This window comes from Psychroflexus planctonicus, from assembly GCF_014640195.1.
In the GTDB taxonomy this organism is placed as follows: Bacteria; Bacteroidota; Bacteroidia; order Flavobacteriales; family Flavobacteriaceae; genus Psychroflexus; species Psychroflexus planctonicus.
Window position 1 is genome coordinate 68,107 of sequence record NZ_BMGM01000002.1, and the last position, 18,525, is coordinate 86,631.

Sequence of the window (18,525 nt, forward strand, 5' to 3'; positions counted from 1 at the left end):
TTCTGAATTTTATGCAGATCAAAATTGCTGTGGCGGGTCCGATTCCTAGAGATACCATCGAAACCTTTAAAGGAGATGTTATTCAGAAATACGGATGCATTTCTCACCCGAGTATTGCTTTAGCAAAATTGTTAGAAAACAAGGGGAAAGTTTATCCCATTGCTCATATTCATCAAAAAGACAAAAAAGCCATTCATGCTTTATTTCAAGATTACCCTTCAATAGATGTTAGCGGTCTTTCAGATGAAGCCAATCGGGGTACGGTTATTCATTTGAAATTTAAAGACCAAAATAACCGAATAGAAAAGCAAACGGCTTTCATGCCGCCCATCACAGCAAAAGACGTTGAAAACTTTTTAGATGTAGATGCCTTTGTTTTTGTACCCATAACCGATTTTGAAATTGCCTTAGATACTTTAAAATACATCAAGGCAAATTCTAAAGCAAAAATCATTTTCGATGCGCATGGTCCAACAACCTGCGTAAGTGTGCATGGTAATCGCCACCGAAAGTTTTGGGTAGATATAGATTTATGGCTTCCGCATATCGATGTGTTAAAAATGAATTTAGAAGAATCTCAATCCTGCTTGCTTCAAAGCGAATACAAACAAGAAGAATTAGTTGCTTATCAAGAAGGAGAAATCGATCATTTAGATGAATTAGCAGAATACGTTTTACACAAAGGAGTAACCTTTTTATACGTCACACTCGATGCAGAAGGTTGTATGGAATACCATTTAGAAAATGGAAATGTGGTGAAGCATTTTACACCTTCAATTCAAGTAGATGAAGTAATTGATACCACAGGTTGTGGCGACTCTTTTGCTGGTGGCCTAGCTTACGGTTTTGCAAAACTCAATGATGCAAAAGCAGCAGCCGAATATGCCAATATTTTTGGTGGATTGCGTACACAAGGTAAAACATTTTCGGTTTTTAAAAACCAAGAAGAAACAGAACAAATAAGAAAAGAATTTTATTTCCAAAACACTCCCTAATTTCATGAAAAAGGAAAAAAGAAGATTAATTATAGAAAACATTAGTCCGTTAGTAAATAACGGCGAATTCCCCATAAAACGAGTTGTTGAAGAACAAGTTCATATAGAAGCTGATATTTTAGCAGATGGACATGATGTTCTTCAAGCAGAAATAGTGCATACTTCGCCTAAAGCGAAAGAAAAACAATACTACCGATTGCATTTAAAAGACAATGATCGTTTTGCTGGACATTTTCAAGTGAATCAACAAGGTTATCATACTTATTTTTTACAAGCTTGGATAGACCATCCACTTACTTGGCACAAAGGAATTACCGCAAAAATTGATAATCAAATAAACGTAAAAAGTGAATTGCTTGAAGGAGTAGACCATCTTAAAGCTTTAAAAAAACTGAATAAAGATAAAAATGACACGGCTTTCCTAAATCATTTAATTGAAATATTTCCGAAAGAAAGTCATTATGATGAAGCTTGTAATGAAGCCAAGTCACAATGTTTGTACGATTTGTTTTATCATTTTCCTACGCGAAAAAATGCCACAAAATCTGATAAATTTGAAATTGATGTAGATCGGAAAAAAGCGAGATTTAGTACTTGGTACGAATTTTTTCCACGTTCTGCTGCTCAAAATGAAGAACGACACGCTAGCTTTAAAGATTGCGAAGAACGTTTGGCTCGCGTAGCAGAAATGGGATTTGATACCTTGTATTTCCCACCCATTCATCCCATTGGAGAAGTAAACCGAAAAGGAAAAAACAACACCACCCAAGCCGAAAAAGGCGATACTGGTGTGCCTTGGGCAATTGGTTCAAAACACGGCGGACACAAAAGTATTCATCCTGAATTGGGTTCTGAAGAAGATTTTATTCATCTAATTCACCAAGCAGAACAACACGGAATTGAAATTGCGATGGACATTGCTTTTCAGGCCGCTCCTGACCATCCGTATTTAAAAAATAATCCGGAGTGGTTTAAATTTAGACCTGACGGAAGCATTCAATATGCTGAAAATCCACCGAAGAAATACCAAGATATTGTTAATTTCAACTTCGAGTGCGATGCCGCTGTAGAATTGTGGAATGAATTATTAAGTGTTGGAAAATATTGGGCTAAACGCGGAGTAAAAGTATTTAGAGTAGACAATCCACATACCAAATCTTTCCGTTTTTGGAACTTTTTTATTCGTTCCATCAAAGAAGAATATCCAGATACTATTTTCTTATCCGAAGCTTTTTCCAGACCAAAAATAATGCAGCAACTAGCTAAACAAGGCTTCAATCAAGGTTATACTTATTTTACTTGGAGAACGCACAAGCATGAAATAATTGAATATGTAAACGAATTGACTAAAAGCAATATGCGGGAATATTTCCGACCTAATTTTTGGCCAAACACACCCGATATTAATCCATATCACTTGCAAGGTGCTAATGAAGCTATGCACATAATTCGCTATACGTTGGCGGCTACTTTGTCGAGTAATATTGGGATTTACGGACCAGTTTTTGAATTTATGGCTTCAGATGCCATGCCAGGTAAAGAAGAATATTTAGATTCAGAAAAATACCAAATCCGTAAATGGGATTGGACGCATAAAAACAAAGTCACCCATTTAATTTCAAAAATCAATCAACTTAGAAAAAATCATCCGGCGCTTCAACAAACCAACAATATTCAATTTTGCCCGATAGAAAATGAGCACTTAATCGGTTTTTATAAATGGAATGACGACCGAACCGATCAAATTTTGGTGGTAATTAACTTAGACCATCATTACAGCCAGCAAGGAACATTGCGTTTGCCTTTTGAAGAATTAAACATTCATCAAGGTACCGCGGTACAAATGAAAGATTTAATTACCGAAGCAGAATACCAATGGCAAAACGAATGGAATTATGTAGAACTTCACCCAAGTTTGGGCTTTCATATCTTTAAAATGAAATACTAATGGCTAGCAAAACTCCACCAAAACCAAAACATTCACTTGAATTTCCATTAACTTGGGAAGAATTGATGAAATCTGTAGAGTTTCAAAAACAACTCTGCGGAGATGTTTTACAAGATTATATTTTACAGCAACGTTGGTACGGTGGTAAAGCAAGCAAGTTAAAATATATTGATGTATTGGATTATTTCAGCGTTCAAAATGAATCTGATTTATACTACGGTTTAGTCATAGAAGCCAATTATGTGGAAGCTTTTGTGCAAGATTATTTTTTACCTTTAGGTTTGGTGAAGCATCCCGATGCGGTTGATGGAAACATTATTGCACACATTAAATTAAATGAAGAAGAATTTTGGTTGGTCGATGCCAGTTTGTTAGAATCTTTTCGAAAAATGATTTTTGAAAAAATTACCGAAGGCAACAAAACCAAACACCAACATTTAGAATACAGACGCGGTAGAAAATGCTTGGACGATGATTATACGTCTTCCCGATTTTTAGGAGTGGAACAAAGCAATACTTCTGTAGTGTATAACGAAAAATACATTTTAAAATTCTTCAGAAGACTATATGTAAACCACAATCCAGATTACGAATTGAGCAAATATTTGACCAACAAAGGTCAATTTGAAAATACTCCAGGTTATGCAGGAAGCATCACCTTAAAATTCAGTGATAAAAATGTAATGACCATTGCATTAATGCAAGAAATGATTCCCAATGAAGGTGATGCTTGGGATTATTTTTCAAAAAACATTAGAAAAGGAATCCAAGCATTTAATGCTTCAAAAAGAGACCTAGCTAAAATTCAAAAACTGAGTCCGCTTCAACAGATCAATGAAAATGAAGTAGATGCTCAACTTACAGAATTATTCGGTAAATCTTTTTTTGAAGACATTGAAACTTTGGCACATCGCACTGCAGAAATGCATGTTTCATTAGGGATGGAACGCATTAATACTGAATTTACACCTTCGGGATATTCTTATGATTATACGGTTTGGTTAAAAAACAGATTGGTCTACATGTTGGATAACCGGATTAATTTATTAGAAAACAACCTGCATAAATTAGATGGTTTGGCATTAGACTTAGCACAAGCCTTACTGAGCAACAAAAAAGAAGTAAAAAAACGCTTCCTAGATTTTGATGAAAATCGCTTAAAAGGCGAACGCATTCGTGTTCATGGAGATTATCATTTAGGTCAAGTTTTGGTAAACGAACGCGATTTTTACATCATTGATTTTGAAGGCGAACCCGAAAGTACCATTCGAGACCGAAAAGTAAAGCAACCCCCTTTAAAAGATGTAGCCGGCATGTTTAGGTCTTTTAATTATGCCATTTATGCCAGTATTTTCAATCATCAAGACGAACACAACAAAAGCATTGAAGAACATTTTGAACTAGCAGAATTACTTTATGACCAAATGGTCGGTGTATTTTTATATACGTATATAGATTATGTACAATCACATAATTTAAACATCGGTTACCGAAAAGAAATAGAATTCCTATTGCATTATTGCTTATTAGAAAAAGCCATTTACGAATTAGGATACGAATTGAACTCTCGCCCACGTTGGGCAATTATTCCATTAAAAGGAATTTCAAGCATTTTAAACCCAGAACAACATGAGTCAAGTACAAGTTTATAGTCTTTTTTCTGAATTTGATATTCAGTTATTTAAAGCAGGAAAACATTTTAGATTATACGAAAAATTAGGATCCCATCCCATGGAAGTCAATGGCGTAAAGGGAACTTATTTTGCTGTTTGGGCGCCATCAGCCAAACAAGTTTCGGTTATTGGCGATTTTAATTACTGGATAGAAGGAGAGCATTTACTCAATGTACGTTGGGACGAAAGTGGAATTTGGGAAGGATTTATTCCAGAAGTTGGCCATGGAAGTGTGTACAAATACAGAATACATTCAAATAACAACGACCAAAAAACCGAAAAGGCGGATCCGTTTGCTAAACGCTGCGAGCATCCGCCTAATACCGCATCTGTAGTTTGGAATTTGAATAAAAAATGGAAGGATTCTGCTTGGATGAAAAAGCGGAAAAAACACAATGCTTTAGATGCGCCATATTCGGTTTACGAAGTGCATTTGGGCTCTTGGAAAAAGAAAACCGAAGAAAACCGAAGCCTAAGTTATTTAGAACTAGCCGAAGATTTGGTAAAGTATGTAAAGGAAATGAAATTCACTCACATCGAGTTCATGCCCATTATGGAATATCCATACGATCCGAGTTGGGGATATCAATTAACTGGATATTTTGCACCCACTTCAAGATTTGGTTATCCCGAAGAATTTATGGAATTGGTAGATGTTTTTCACCAAAATAATATCGGTGTAATTTTAGATTGGGTACCTTCTCATTTTCCTGAAGATGCACATGGTTTAGGTAATTTTGATGGAACCCATTTGTACGAACATCCCGACCGAAAAAAAGGTTATCACCCCGATTGGAAATCCTTAATTTTCAATTATGGCAGAAATGAAGTGCGTGCATTTTTAATCAGTAATGCTTTGTTTTGGTTGGATTATTATCATGTTGACGGACTTCGTGTTGATGCAGTAGCTTCAATGTTGTATTTAGATTATTCCAGAGATGAAGGCGAATGGGATCCCAATCAATTTGGTGGAAATGAATATCTAGAAGCCATTGATTTCATTAAGGAATTAAATGAAGAAGTGTACAAAAATTATCCAGATGTACAAACCATTGCTGAAGAATCTACCAGTTATTCCATGGTATCAAAACCTACTTCTATTGGTGGTTTAGGATTTGGAATGAAGTGGATGATGGGTTGGATGCACGATACCTTAACCTATTTTTCAAAAGATCCGGTATACAGAAAACACCATCAAAACGACATTAGCTTCAGCTTAAATTATGCCTTTACTGAAAATTTCATGTTACCGCTTTCTCATGATGAAGTAGTGTATGGTAAAAAATCCATGTTGGATAAAATGCCTGGAGACGAATGGCAAAAGTTTGCTAATCTTAGGAGTTTATACGGGTTCATGTTTACGCATCCGGGAACAAAATTACTCTTTCAAGGTGGAGAATTTGGACAATACCAAGAATGGAATTTCCAAGAAAGTCTAGATTGGCACTTATTAGAGTACAAACCACATCAAGGAATCCAGAAATGGGTTACAGCTTTAAACGAATTGTATAGAAAAACAGAAGCCTTATATAAAAATCAATTTAGTCACGAAAGTTTTGAATGGTTGAGTTTAGACGACCATGAAAATTCGGTTTTGGTGTACAAGCGCAAATATGAAGAATCTGAAATAATCGTCACCTGTAATTTCACACCAACTCCACATGATCATTATTTCATAGGAAGCAACCAAGGTGGAACTTTAACCGAACAATTAAGTAGCGATGATAAAAAATTCTGGGGAACGGGTAATTTTTCAAATGAAGTTACTGAGTTTAAAAAAGAAGAATTTCAAGGTAAAAAGTTTTCAACATCAATCGTTTTAGCTCCTTTAGCTTGTCAGATTTTCGAATTGAAATAGTACTCACCTCAGCTTTAAAAACCTTATTAGGTTGTATTTTAGCCAGCTGAAAATAAATGAAGATATAGAATGATTACAAATACAGAACTTAAAGAGTTAGGGAACCAGTTTCCTAATCAAATAGTTAAGTTTGAACAAGATGTAGATACATTCCGTTTTACCACAGAGAACGATGTAATAATGGAAATGCAAGTATTACGAGACAGTGTATTGCGTTTTCGTTACGGAACGCGCGGAAAATTAGAACCTGATTTTTCGTATGCCATAGATGAAGATGGATTGCGTGGCTACAATCATTTAGAAATTACAGAAGAAAAAGACTTTTATATAATAAGCACATCTAAATTGGTTTGCAAAATTGAAAAAGCCAGCTTACAACATAAAATTTACGACAAAAAAGGAAACCTAATCAATGAAGACGAATTGGGTTTTCATTACGAAGAAAGCTACGAATTTGGTGGCAATGTTGTAAAAATGAGTAAAAAAGCCCAAGCCAAAGAAAGTTTTTATGGATTGGGAGATAAACCCATGCATTCTAATTTAAAAGGAAAACGCGTTCAAAATTGGGTGACTGATGAATATGCTTTTGGCAAAGACAAAGACCCGATTTACAAAAGTATTCCTTTTTACATTGGCTTAAACAACAATCAAGCCTACGGAGTGTTTTTTGATAATTCCTTCCGTTCTTTCTTCGATTTTTGCCAAGAACGCCACGCCGTAACCAGTTTTTGGGCTCAAGGTGGCGAAATGAATTACTACTTTATCTACGGACCAGACATGCCGCAAGTGGTAAAATCGTATACTAACTTAACCGGTAAAGCAGAATTGCCACCCATGTGGGCTTTAGGTTACCACCAATGCAAATGGAGTTATTATCCAGAATCTCGCGTTCGTGAAGTGGCTTCTCAATTTAGAGCGCTTCAAATTCCTTGCGATGGAATTTACTTGGACATAGATTATATGGATGGTTTCCGTTGTTTCACTTGGAATAAAGAATATTTTCCTGATCCCAAGAAAATGGTAAGCGATTTAGATAAAGACGGTTTTAAAACCGTTGTTATCATTGACCCAGGGATTAAAATAGATAAGGATTATTCGGTTTATAGCGAAGCTTTGGAAAAAGATTATTTCTGTAAACGAGCTGATGGACCTTATATGATTGGTAAAGTTTGGCCAGGAGAATGTAATTTTCCAGATTTCACCAAACCAGAAGTGAGAACGTGGTGGTCAGGATTGTTTAAAGAATTAATTGGTGAAGTAGGAGTGAAGGGCGTTTGGAACGATATGAACGAACCTGCTGTTATGGAAGTTCCTAATAAGACTTTCCCCAACGATGTTCGCCATGATTATGATGGACATCCATGTAGTCACCGAAAAGCGCACAATGTTTATGGAACACAAATGGCGAGAGCCACTTATAACGGCGTAAAAAAATACATTTACCCAAAACGACCTTTTGTAATTACACGTTCTGCTTACAGTGGCGCACAACGTTACGGAAGTTCATGGACGGGAGACAATGTAGCTTCGTGGGAACATTTATGGGTAGCCAACATTCAAGTACAGCGCATGTGCATTTCTGGAATGTCTTTTACAGGAACAGATATTGGTGGATTTGCTGAACAACCAACAGGCGAGTTGTATGCGCGCTGGATTCAGTTAGGTGTTTTTCATCCGTTTTGTAGAACGCATTCTTCTGGACATCATGGCGACCAAGAACCTTGGACTTTTGGCGAAGAAGTTTTAGACATCAGCCGTAAATTTATTGAATTGCGTTACACACTACTTCCTTATTTATATACTGCTTTTTATGAATATGCAGAAGAAGGAATTCCAATTCTGAAACCTATTTTTTATGTAGACCAAGAAGATGAACAAACGCATTACCGAACAGACGAGTTTGTGTTTGGTCAGCACATTTTGGTGTGTCCTATTTTAGAACCCAATTCCAAAGGAAGAAGAATGTACTTGCCACGTGGTTTGTGGTATAATTTCTGGACAAACGAATTGTTAAGCGGTGGAAAAGAAATTTGGGTGGATGCCGATTTAGATAGCATGCCGATTTTTGTTAAGTCCGGTGGAATTATTCCGCGTTATCCTGTTCAGCAATATGTAGGAGAGAAGCAAATTGAAGAATTGAAATTGCAAGTATATTACAAAAATGGAGTAGAAAAATCTACCGTTTTTGAAGATGCCCAAGATGGATATGATTATAAGAAAGGGCGCTTTAGTCTGCGTAATTTTAAGTTGACAGGAAAAGAAAACGATATGGTTTTACAGCAATTTAAATCTGGAAACTTTATTACAGAGTACGATAGCTTTAAAATAGAATTAATAGGTTTACCATTCGTTCCAAAGAAAATTCAAGTAGACAATGTGTACGTTAGTTTAGACGATGTTTATTTTGATAAAAAGAAAATGACCTTAAAAGTGTCTAAAGATTTTTCTGAAATTCATTTTGAAAAATAATCTTTTAGTACAAACATCAAAAAGCTCCTAAACCAAGGAGCTTTTTGTATTTTAAAACTCATAGGATAGTTTTTATAAAGAAGTTATTGTATTTTTGATGTAAATGAAAAACAACTTGAAAAAATTACTTTTTTTAGCATTCCTGATAAGCACTTCCTTCACTTTTGGTCAAAATACTATTTACAAGGTATTTAAAGATGAAATGACCAAAGAAGAAGTTAGACAAGCTTACGCGGCTAATCGAACCGAATTAAAAAATATATTATTTGCTGAAAGTGTAGCTTGGGATATTGATTTGGAGCGTTTTAAATACGATAACAACAAATTAAAAGTAGTAAGCTTAGTGCCTTCAGGAATGGGGAATGGTTTTAATTATATTAAAACGGTAACGCATTTAAAAAGTTCAAAAGATTTTTTGCTTAGTCTGGGCTATACAATTACACACGAAAACAAATGGTGGTATAGACCACAAAGTTTTGTAGATCAAAGCTTTGCTTACGGCTTGGTATTAAAAGGACCAAACAACTTAAACTATGTTAATTTGTATACCTACAAAAACAAAGGAAGCTATATCCCAGTAATTTATATTTTTCCTGTAGAATACTTAGAAACCCATTTTCAAAACAATACAAACGCACAAACACAAGAAAGTGGGTTTTAGTTTTGCTTAGCTTTTAAAGCTTCAATTTGTTTATAAACTTCTTCGGCTTCAGCTAATTTTTTATCTGCTGCACTTCGATTAGATTTAGATAAATCGAAAGATTCCTTTTGAAGTTTTTTGTATTGGTCGCGAAGTTTATCAATTTCGCTTTTCTTTTTAAATAATCCGAACATATAATTTTTTTTTCAAAGAAAAGCAAGCCAACACAAAGATTAGCTTTTATCATAATTATTTAGCTTCACTTTAGTAAATGATTGCACGAAGCCTTATTTTTGAATCAATTTAAAACAAATGTTAAGTAAAGCGCATATTCAATTTATAAAAGAAAACATAGATAGCCAACTTACAGAATTGGTTTTAAAAGGGTTTCCATTTGAAGATGTAGACGCTTCCTTTTTAGCTCAACAAATTTCTGCAAGACAACGAATGAAAAAGAAATTACCATCCTGGATAGCCAAGGATGATGTAGTTTTTCCACCGAAGTTGAATTTGGCTCAAAGTTCTTCAGAAGAAACGGCTAATTATAAAGCAAAAATAATCAACGGTTCAGAAGTAGCCGACTTAACGGGTGGATTTGGTATTGATGCTTTTGCTCTAGCCAAAACCAACAAACATGTAATTTATACAGAAAAAGACGATAGCCTTTTTAATTTAGTACATTACAATTCTACTGTTTTTGAATTGAAGAATTTTGAAATGATTCAGACAACTGCTGAAACATTTTTGAAAAATACTAAAAGCAAGTTAGATTGGATTTATTTGGATCCTTCCCGAAGAGATGAAGCTAAAAAAAGAGTCTTTCTATTTGAAGATTGTCAGCCTAATATACTTTCGCTTTTGCCTATTTTACAAACAAAATGCGACTTTTTGTTGATGAAAACAAGTCCGTTAATAGACTTGAGTTACGGAATTAAAGAATTAAAATACGTTAGAAAAATACATATTGTAGCCGTTGAAAACGAAGTGAAAGAGTTGCTCTGGGAATTGGATTTTTCAAATGAAGAAATTTTACCAAGTTTTAAATGCATTCAATTTAAAAAAGGAAAGCAAATTGAATTTGAAATAACAAAGGATGAAGCTTCAACTGAAGTTACTTATGCAAAACCGCTTCAATATCTATACGAACCCAATGCAGCCTTAATGAAAGTTGGAAAGTTCAATCAACTTGCAGAGTCGTTTCAACTTCAAAAATTACACCCTAACTCGCATTTATTCATTTCAGCAACACTTGAAAAAGAATTTCCAGGAAGAGTGTTTTTTGTTAAAAAAGTTGAAGAATACAAGCCCAAACAACTTAAAAAACAATTGAAAGGAAAAAAAATGAACATTTCTACCCGTAATTTTCCACTTATGGCAAAGGATTTGATTAAGTTGTTTAAAACGAAAGATGGTGGAGAAAATTACGTATTTTTCACAACAGATTTCAATCAACAAAAAATTGTAATATCATGCATAAAAGCAATGTAATTCTATTCATATTATTTTTTTTAATCAATATATTCAATGCACAAGTAAATGCACAGGATCAAGATACAGAAGACTGCACCTATACACAAGTTGAATTAGGTAAAGAAAAACACATTGCCTTGGTAAGGACAGAAACCGAAATGGTAGATTCATTTACCACCTTATCTAAAGGAAGAGTCATAGATTTTAGTATGGTAAATTCTCGGGGTGTTATTGTTTTAAATATTGAAATTTACGAAGATGCTAAAAAACCACTTTCGCCAATTTGTATTGGAAGCGGAGCAAGTTTTTCTTTAAAGCTTCAAAACGGTGAAAGTGTTGTTTTGCCCCAAGTAGGTACACGTTTATGTGGTCTTGAGTTAGAATCTGCTCAGGAAGGATTTTACAACATTAAAAATCGTGGTTCATTTTTAATCACAGAAGATAAGTTTGAAGCATTACAAAATACAGAATTAATTTCTGGAAGTTTGACATCTCAAGATTTTGAAATGTATTTTGTTTTTAAGTCGGATTTGTATGATGATGTAAATGATGAAGTAATTTCTCCAAGTACCTATTTTAAAAGAAATTTAGATTGTGTGGTTAATCCTACCATTATAGTACAAGAGTAAAACCAAAAATGATGAAAAAACTTCTACAGACAACATTCTTATTGGGTTGTATGTTTCAATTAAATTCCCAGATTCTTTCTGAAGAAGTTTACTATCCACAACCACTTGAAACTGAACCTTGTTATTATACATCTTACAGTTTAAATACAAATGGAGAAATTGAAACTTTGCAGACGGAAGCCGTTATGGTTGAAGAATGGACAACTCCTTTAAGAGGAAGAATAATAGATTTCACCCTATTAAAAGCCGATGATAATTTAATTTTACTAGTTGAAATTCACGAAGATGCTCAGGAAGTATTACAACCAATTTGCTTTGGTAGCAAAACCAAAATCACCTTTGAATTAAGTAATGGTAAGAAAGTAACCTTGCCCCAATTTGGTCCCAAACGATGTGGATATGTAAACATTGCAGATGATGAATCTCCGTATTACAACATTACCAATTTAGGGTATTTTTTAATCTCCGAAAATGCAGCAAATAAGTTATTAACTTCTGAGACTTATTTAGGAAGTATAAATTCTAATAACTACAATTTGGACTTCGTTTTTAAATCTGAAATTTATGATGAGGTAAATGAAATGATGATTTACCCTGAATTATATTTTTTAAGTGAATTGCAATGCATGCTAAATCCTATATTGCCAAAGGATTAAAGTTGAAAAAAAACATTCTAAAAATACTTTGTAAAAAAGCATATTTTAATTTGGCAGAATCTAAGTCTATATCTATATTTGCAACCGCAAAAAGAACAAGTTCTTTACAATATTGGAGAGGTGGCAGAGTGGTAATGCAGCAGATTGCTAATCTGTCGACGCGAAAGTGTCGCCAGGGTTCGAGTCCCTGTCTCTCCGCAAAGTTTGCTTTGAAAAGCAAGTTTGTTGAGACCGTTTTTAGTCTCTTCAATTTAAAGTTCTTAACTAAATTTAGTTAATATTTTTTGATTAATTACACCACTCGGGGTATAGTACCGCAACAAGTGCGGCATAAACTACGCTCGGATGTTTATAAGTTAAAATTGAGTTTAGTTTTGTTTTGAAATTTTGATTAATTACACCACTCGGGGTGTAGCGTAGCCCGGTCATCGCGCCTGCTTTGGGAGCAGGAGGTCGCAGGTTCGAATCCTGCCACCCCGACTTGAAAACCAGAGAGTTACAAGCATTTTGCTAGTGGCTCTCTTTTTTTTTGTGAATAATTTGTGAATAGATTCCACTTATACTGTGTTACTTCAATTAGTAATTCTTAATCAAAGATAGTTAAATACACTGAAGTACTTTTATTCTATTAAAAACTTACCAGCAAATGCATCCTTAATTATAGAAGGTGAACTCTAATTATATTAGACTTCTTCATTAATAGTTGCTTCCAATAAATAGATTAAATCAGCATCAGGGTTTTGGATTTTCTGATGTCTTTTCAGGTTATTTACGTACAAAGTAAAGTTTAAAAGATTAAGAGTAAGAAATCTAACTCGCCTTTTTTTAAAATGAGATATTAAAAAGCTTAGTTATTTTGTACTTACCAAGCTATTTCTAAAGCATTTAGGTTATTTATATTGAAGGTGATTTTATATTGTTTACTCAAATATTTTCATATAAAAATAAAAATATCCATTTTTTTTGCTTGTTAATCTAAACTTTTTCATTCTTCAACCATATAGCTATAGTAAATATTAAAATAATGAAAGAAATGAAAATGAACAATCAAAATGAACAAAACCAATTATTCCCTCTTACTTATAAGAGTAAATCGTATTATGAAAAAGACTGTGATGATGTATTTTTAACTTTTTATTTTTCACCTATGGCACTAAATCACAAAAATGGTGTTTATATGGCAGAAGGTTTATGGGTTTATCCAGATGGTGAAATGGCAAGCTATTAAATTTAGGTTGACCTATTTTAGAATTGATACGAGTATTCAACACTGCAATACAAACGTAATTTTAAAAATTTTGGGTTGGTATCGTTGATGATTATGATGAGTCATGGGCCAAAAAGATTAAGTAGTTTTTTGAGTCTATTTCACAAAAAAACTGACAAAATTTTTAGGATTTAAGAACAAGTCTAAGTTCAAGTTATAAGTGCAACATGTAAGTTTTAAAATTAGAATTGCTCATTTTATGAGAAATTAGTAAATTGTTCACATAAATTTAAATGCTTAATGCAAGACAGGGCAATAGCTGATATTGGTAATTTAGAAATACTTGGGAAAAATAGCTTAAGTTCTTTTGAACTTTTAACTCAAGAACCCTATCCGAATAGAATATGTAAGATGCTATTAATTGTGTTTGAAGAAAACAATGGAAAAATAGAATTTAAAAGTATAGACAGAGATAATGTTGATGAAAACAATTATACTAAATATGCATATAGAAAAGGAAGTGCTTCTGGGGGCGATGTTACATTCACTACCAAATGTGGTGATTTCTCTAAAAAACTTAACACACTAGTCAATATTCAATTCCCAAAGCTCATTAAACTTTTAGATGAAGAAAAATCTGACAATATTGATTTTTTTAAGGAATGGAAAAAATCTTTCGAAGAAAGCTTGAATGATATAAAAAACAGTCTGCACGATTTCTACGAAAAACTAGAACAACATGATAAATTCACTAGTGCTTTCACTCTAGTTATTGATTTAGATGGACAAAGAAAATACCTTTCTGATTTTGATATTTTCAAAAAGTTAATTGTAAAAGACAAAATTGATGGAAATTTTAAAAAACATGGCGTTTCTTCAAAAGGCGAAAATTCAAAATGCAGTATTTGTAATGAAATAAAAGCAGAAGTGTATGGTTTTGGCTCTCCGTTGAAATATACAACTGTGAATAAACCTGGTTTTGTAAGTGGTTTCTTCAAGCAAGAAAACAATTGGATAAATTATCCAATTTGCGAAAGATGCTCTATTAAAATGGAACTTGGGAAAAATTATATTGTAAAACACCTTACAAAGTGTTTTTTTGAAAAAGAATTTTACTTCGTCCCTAAATCTGTAAACAGTAAGAATACTGAATCTTTAAAAAAAGCTTTAGATATACTAAAAGATATTGACTACAATATTGAAAATAATGATATTAATATCGCCAAGGAAGATTATTTTCTTAAGAAGATAGGTGATGCTGATGATGGTATTTTCACAATAAACATCCTTTTTTTTGAAGAGAATAAAAAAAATAAATCAATAAAAATTAAGGCAATGATTGAAGAAGTTCCACCGTCAAGATTTAAAAAATTATTTGTTGATGTACCAAAAAAAATTAGTGAAGATTCTTTTTTTACAGACTTGATTAATAATCATGCTGAAAAAGATAAATTAGAATTTAGTTATAAATTAATCAAAGATTTTTTTGAAGATGATTTTTATGAAATAACCTATAATATTTTCATGGGTAGAAAAATAAGTCAAAAATTGATTTACAAAAATTTTATGAAAGTTATTCGTGCAAGCTATAATGAAAGTAACAACTTTTTCTTTAAAAAAGGGAATTTGTTGATAGCCAAAACATACTTGCTGCAGAGTTATTTTCAAGAACTTGATTTAATTAATTACAATAAATAAAGTAAAAATCATGATAACAGAAGATGACAAAAAACAAACTATTAAGAAAGTCAAGTTTGATTTTGAAAAGCTTTCAAGCTTCATAGAAAATAACTCAGTTTTTGAAAATAAGGAAGCTACCAAAGGTATTTTCAGTCTTGGAGTCTTAGTCCATTTAGTTTATTCAATGCAATTAGCTAATTTAAATAATACTCCTTTTGAAAAGAAATTAAAAGGACTTCATCTGACTCCAAAAGATGTTAAACGGATTTTTAATGAGGCTATTGAAAAAGTAAACCAGTATGCATATCAAACCACTTACAAAGAGTTACGTGAGTATATTTCTGAAAGTTTACTAACTAATTACGATTATTTAAAAAAAATGACTGACGATGAAATAACTTTCAATTTTGTGTGTGGAATTGAATTAGGGAAAAAATTTAAATCATAAAAATTAAAAATAATATTATGATAATAAAAAAACGTTCTGAATTTTTATTTCTATATGATATAGAAAACGCAAACCCAAATGGAGACCCATTAAATGAAAATCGTCCTAGGCTTGACGCAGAAGATAACACTATATTAGTTTCTGATGTTCGTTTAAAAAGAACTATCCGAGATTATTGGTTTGAATATGAAAATTATAATGGGTCTGATGGTAAAGATATTTTTGTTAGGGAAACAAAATATGAAAAAAATGGTGAACAGTTTATCAATACAGGTAAACGAAGAGCAGAAATATTTAAAGAAAGTAAAGATAAGGTTTTAGAAACCTGTATTGATGTTCGGGTTTTTGGTGGTATCTTACCAATCAAAAAAAACAAATTTACTTTTATTGGCCCTGTCCAATTTCAAATGGGAAAATCTTTACATCAGGCAGAAATAATAACAGAGGCAGGTACAGGTGCTTTTGCATCTTCTGATGGAAAGAAGCAAAATACATTTAGAACTGAATATAAAGTACCTTATGCACTTATTGGATTTAATGGAATAATTAATGAAAAAGCTGCACAGTATTCTAAAATGACCGAAAATGATAAAGAATTGCTATTACGTGGTATATGGGATGGTACAAAAAATTTGATTAGCCGTTCAAAATTTGGTCAACGACCTTTACTGATTTTTACAATAAACTACAAAAAACCCTATTATATAGGAAGTCTAAGACAACGCTTAAATATTGTATCAGAAAAAAGTGAATTTAAGTTAAGAAGCACTAAGGACTATAAAATAGACTTAACTGATATGCTTCACGAGATTTCTAACCAAAGAGATAAAATTGATTCAATTGAAGTAAGATGTGATAATAGCTTAAATTTTCTAAAAAGTGGTGAAGATTATAATTTAGAAAACAAAACATATCAAGTTAATGAACTTTAAAAAAGCCATCATTTTCGATATTTATGGGGAATTTGGTCACTTTAGAAAGTTTAACACTACTACTTCGCCCCTTACCTTTAGTTTACCTACACCATCAGCTGTTTTTGGTATGTTAGGTGCCATTTTAGGAATAGAAAGAGAAGATAGCCAAAACACTGTAAACGAAGATGAAAATCATCTTAGAAAGGTTTTTTCTGCAGAAAATGCGTATATAGCAATAAGACCAATTTCTCGTATCAAAAAAGTAAATATGGCCTTCAATTTATTAATTACAAGCAGTAGTCCTAACACATTCTACAATATTAAACCAAGCGGACGTAGTCAAATTGAGTTTGAACTTTTAAAAAATCCTAGATTTAGGATTTACTTATGTTGGAATCATTTGCTTAGAAATAATTTGATAGAGCGACTAGAAGATAAAAACTTTTATTTTAATCCTTATTTAGGTTTAGCTCAAATGACTGCTAATATTGATTACATAGGTGAAAAAAAGCTAAATAAAATCATTAAAGAAGATTATGTTGATTTTTGTTCAGCGATAAACCTATCTGAAATTGATTCTGATAATCCTATTGATATAGATTATATGAAAAGTAGAGTGTTTCAATTAGAAACTTTTCCATTGGAGATGAATGTAGACAGAACTATTTCACGTTATGGGGAAGTACTTACAGAAATGAATGGATTTAATGTAAAAGCAGTCCCTAACGATAAATCATTTTCGATTATAGATGAAGGAAATGTTCAGTTTTTATGATTTTAATGAATTAGAGTGAATTTCATGATAAAATCTAGATTCAAGAAATTGATATTCATGTATTTAAATAACAAACCATTAACTGATTATAAGGCGAATTGAAATAATACACATGAAAACAAAAACCACAACAAAAGAAATTCAAATTTGCCGAATTAAATTTCCAGAAATCAAATTGCAAACAAGAGATGCTCATAAGCTTAGGGGGTACTTTGGAAATTTGTTTAAAAAGCATTCTTCTATTTTACACAATCATTATGATGATGGAAGTTTTAGATATAAATACCCAACAATACAATATAAAATTATTGACCAAGTTCCGACACTAATTGGAGTTAATGAAGGTGCAAAATTGCTTCCCGAACTATTTCTAAAAATGAAAGAACTTAAAATTAATAACCAAAGCTATAAAATAAGCACTAAAAATATTGAAGTTAAAAATGAAACTACAGGTTATAGTCATAGTTTGCACAATTATCAATTTGTTACTCTTTGGATGGGACTAAATCAGACTAATTATAAGAAATATATAAAATTAGAAAGCGAAGCTGAAAAACAAGATATGCTAAATGCTGTTTTAGTTGGTCATATTTTAAGTTTTTTCAAGAATGTTGGATTAGAATTAAAAATAAATGAACGTTTACTGATGAAAGTGAGTGTAATTGAAAAAAAAACAAATTTTAAAGAAAATAAAATGTTTGCTTTTAGTGGTGGCTTCATAGTAAACGCCTATCTCCCAAATGAAATTGGACTTGGAAAATCAGTTTCACGAGGATTTGGAACTATTAAAAATAACTAATTACGAATCTTGTATTAAAAAAAATCATTTTTTAAATATTTTCATCACAAAACTGTATATTTATACAAAATTATTTATTCCGAGTATAAAATTATAAATAAGATGCTTAGATGTTAATGCAAAGCATAATGTTTATAGTGTTTTACGAATACGGAAAATATTATAATTTTAATATATGATGTTCTATTATATTCTGAAAAAACATTTTTTAAAAGTCGGGAAGACTATCTTATTTATTGTCAATTAAGGCTTTAGGGCAATTATCGCATTTAAGACCTATCCATTATAAACTAGGATTGAAACCAAGACAGCACCAAGAAAACAATCCAATTTCAGTAATTTAAGACCTATCCATTATAAACTA

The 18,525-nt window shown here is 32.3% G+C and carries 16 protein-coding genes, 2 tRNA genes and 1 CRISPR repeat array (1 of these 19 only partly in view); of the genes, 17 read left to right on the top strand and 1 reads right to left on the bottom strand.

Going from position 1 to position 18,525, the window contains the following annotated elements:
* Positions 1-11 precede the first annotated feature (11 nt).
* The 6 genes from IEV72_RS02445 (at position 12) to IEV72_RS02470 (ending at position 9,604) form a co-directional block, all read left to right on the top strand.
* On the top strand, positions 12-995 hold the full coding sequence (locus IEV72_RS02445) for a carbohydrate kinase family protein (protein ID WP_188457498.1): 984 nt from the start codon (positions 12-14) through the stop codon (positions 993-995).
* A 4-nt stretch (positions 996-999) separates the two neighbouring features.
* The gene (locus IEV72_RS02450; protein WP_188457499.1) at positions 1,000-2,943 is read left to right on the top strand and encodes an alpha-1,4-glucan--maltose-1-phosphate maltosyltransferase; all 1,944 of its coding nucleotides are present in this window, start codon (positions 1,000-1,002) and stop codon (positions 2,941-2,943) included.
* On the top strand, positions 2,943-4,595 hold the full coding sequence (locus IEV72_RS02455) for a maltokinase N-terminal cap-like domain-containing protein (RefSeq protein WP_188457500.1): 1,653 nt from the start codon (positions 2,943-2,945) through the stop codon (positions 4,593-4,595). The genes IEV72_RS02450 and IEV72_RS02455 overlap by 1 nt, the downstream gene beginning before the upstream one ends.
* A complete protein-coding gene (gene glgB, locus IEV72_RS02460) occupies positions 4,573-6,474 on the top strand; it encodes a 1,4-alpha-glucan branching protein GlgB (RefSeq protein ID WP_188457501.1) in 1,902 nt (633 codons plus the stop codon). Before IEV72_RS02455 ends, glgB begins: the two co-directional genes overlap by 23 nt.
* 69 nt (positions 6,475-6,543) lie before the next feature.
* Positions 6,544-8,943 (top strand): glycoside hydrolase family 31 protein, encoded by a 2,400-nt coding sequence (locus IEV72_RS02465; protein ID WP_188457502.1) that lies wholly within the window; start codon positions 6,544-6,546, stop codon positions 8,941-8,943.
* A 115-nt stretch (positions 8,944-9,058) separates the two neighbouring features.
* Entirely contained in the window at positions 9,059-9,604 is a 546-nt protein-coding gene (locus IEV72_RS02470; RefSeq protein WP_188457503.1) for a hypothetical protein, read from the top strand.
* On the opposite strand, the gene IEV72_RS02475 is transcribed toward IEV72_RS02470, so the two are convergent.
* Positions 9,601-9,777 carry a Lacal_2735 family protein gene (locus tag IEV72_RS02475; protein WP_188457504.1) on the bottom strand — a complete coding sequence of 59 codons (177 nt, stop codon included), beginning with the start codon at positions 9,775-9,777 and terminating at the stop codon, positions 9,601-9,603. The genes IEV72_RS02470 and IEV72_RS02475 overlap by 4 nt on opposite strands.
* Before the next feature lie 118 nt (positions 9,778-9,895).
* On the opposite strand from IEV72_RS02475, the gene IEV72_RS02480 reads away from it, so the two are divergent.
* The 11 genes from IEV72_RS02480 to IEV72_RS02530 all read left to right on the top strand — a co-directional run bounded on the left by IEV72_RS02480 (position 9,896) and on the right by IEV72_RS02530 (position 18,161).
* Positions 9,896-11,071: a THUMP-like domain-containing protein gene (locus tag IEV72_RS02480; RefSeq protein ID WP_188457505.1), complete on the top strand. Its 1,176-nt coding sequence runs from the start codon at positions 9,896-9,898 to the stop codon at positions 11,069-11,071.
* Positions 11,053-11,682, top strand: a complete 630-nt coding sequence (locus IEV72_RS02485) for a hypothetical protein (protein WP_188457506.1) — start codon at positions 11,053-11,055, stop codon at positions 11,680-11,682. The genes IEV72_RS02480 and IEV72_RS02485 overlap by 19 nt, the downstream gene beginning before the upstream one ends.
* 11 nt (positions 11,683-11,693) lie before the next feature.
* A complete protein-coding gene (locus IEV72_RS02490; RefSeq protein ID WP_188457507.1) occupies positions 11,694-12,338 on the top strand; it encodes a hypothetical protein in 645 nt (214 codons plus the stop codon).
* A gap of 114 nt (positions 12,339-12,452) precedes the next feature.
* Positions 12,453-12,536, top strand: a tRNA-Ser gene (locus IEV72_RS02495).
* 207 nt (positions 12,537-12,743) lie between these two features.
* A tRNA-Pro gene (locus IEV72_RS02500) sits at positions 12,744-12,818 on the top strand.
* A gap of 544 nt (positions 12,819-13,362) precedes the next feature.
* Positions 13,363-13,566, top strand: a complete 204-nt coding sequence (locus IEV72_RS02505) for a hypothetical protein (RefSeq protein ID WP_188457508.1) — start codon at positions 13,363-13,365, stop codon at positions 13,564-13,566.
* Positions 13,567-13,845: 279 nt separating this feature from the next.
* Positions 13,846-15,243 carry a TM1802 family CRISPR-associated protein gene (locus IEV72_RS02510; protein WP_188457509.1) on the top strand — a complete coding sequence of 466 codons (1,398 nt, stop codon included), beginning with the start codon at positions 13,846-13,848 and terminating at the stop codon, positions 15,241-15,243.
* A 10-nt stretch (positions 15,244-15,253) separates the two neighbouring features.
* Entirely contained in the window at positions 15,254-15,673 is a 420-nt protein-coding gene (locus IEV72_RS13690; protein ID WP_188457510.1) for a TM1802 family CRISPR-associated protein, read from the top strand.
* A gap of 17 nt (positions 15,674-15,690) precedes the next feature.
* A complete protein-coding gene (gene cas7b / locus IEV72_RS02520; protein WP_188457511.1) occupies positions 15,691-16,605 on the top strand; it encodes a type I-B CRISPR-associated protein Cas7/Csh2 in 915 nt (304 codons plus the stop codon).
* Positions 16,595-17,362: a type I-B CRISPR-associated protein Cas5b gene (gene cas5b, locus IEV72_RS02525; RefSeq protein ID WP_188457512.1), complete on the top strand. Its 768-nt coding sequence runs from the start codon at positions 16,595-16,597 to the stop codon at positions 17,360-17,362. Before cas7b ends, cas5b begins: the two co-directional genes overlap by 11 nt.
* A 112-nt stretch (positions 17,363-17,474) precedes the next feature.
* Positions 17,475-18,161: a CRISPR-associated endonuclease Cas6 gene (locus IEV72_RS02530; protein WP_188457513.1), complete on the top strand. Its 687-nt coding sequence runs from the start codon at positions 17,475-17,477 to the stop codon at positions 18,159-18,161.
* 267 nt (positions 18,162-18,428) lie between these two features.
* Positions 18,429-18,525: direct repeats of the CRISPR family, unit length 36 nt; unit sequence ATTTAAGACCTATCCATTATAAACTAGGATTGAAAC; it runs 226 nt beyond the window's last position.

Excerpts from the sequence above, each read along its gene's own strand:
- IEV72_RS02475 (WP_188457504.1), bottom strand. The coding sequence starts at position 9,777 with ATGTTCGGATTATTTAAAAAGAAAAGCGAAATTGATAAACTTCGCGAC.
- glgB (WP_188457501.1), top strand. The coding sequence starts at position 4,573 with ATGAGTCAAGTACAAGTTTATAGTCTTTTTTCTGAATTTGATATTCAG.
- cas7b (WP_188457511.1), top strand. The coding sequence starts at position 15,691 with ATGATAATAAAAAAACGTTCTGAATTTTTATTTCTATATGATATAGAA.
- IEV72_RS02490 (WP_188457507.1), top strand. The coding sequence starts at position 11,694 with ATGAAAAAACTTCTACAGACAACATTCTTATTGGGTTGTATGTTTCAA.
- IEV72_RS02480 (WP_188457505.1), top strand. The coding sequence starts at position 9,896 with ATGTTAAGTAAAGCGCATATTCAATTTATAAAAGAAAACATAGATAGC.
- IEV72_RS02510 (WP_188457509.1), top strand. The coding sequence starts at position 13,846 with ATGCAAGACAGGGCAATAGCTGATATTGGTAATTTAGAAATACTTGGG.
- cas5b (WP_188457512.1), top strand. The coding sequence starts at position 16,595 with ATGAACTTTAAAAAAGCCATCATTTTCGATATTTATGGGGAATTTGGT.
- IEV72_RS02455 (WP_188457500.1), top strand. The coding sequence starts at position 2,943 with ATGGCTAGCAAAACTCCACCAAAACCAAAACATTCACTTGAATTTCCA.
- IEV72_RS02465 (WP_188457502.1), top strand. The coding sequence starts at position 6,544 with ATGATTACAAATACAGAACTTAAAGAGTTAGGGAACCAGTTTCCTAAT.
- IEV72_RS02450 (WP_188457499.1), top strand. The coding sequence starts at position 1,000 with ATGAAAAAGGAAAAAAGAAGATTAATTATAGAAAACATTAGTCCGTTA.
- IEV72_RS02505 (WP_188457508.1), top strand. The coding sequence starts at position 13,363 with ATGAAAGAAATGAAAATGAACAATCAAAATGAACAAAACCAATTATTC.
- IEV72_RS02530 (WP_188457513.1), top strand. The coding sequence starts at position 17,475 with ATGAAAACAAAAACCACAACAAAAGAAATTCAAATTTGCCGAATTAAA.
- IEV72_RS13690 (WP_188457510.1), top strand. The coding sequence starts at position 15,254 with ATGATAACAGAAGATGACAAAAAACAAACTATTAAGAAAGTCAAGTTT.
- IEV72_RS02485 (WP_188457506.1), top strand. The coding sequence starts at position 11,053 with ATGCATAAAAGCAATGTAATTCTATTCATATTATTTTTTTTAATCAAT.
- IEV72_RS02445 (WP_188457498.1), top strand. The coding sequence starts at position 12 with ATGCAGATCAAAATTGCTGTGGCGGGTCCGATTCCTAGAGATACCATC.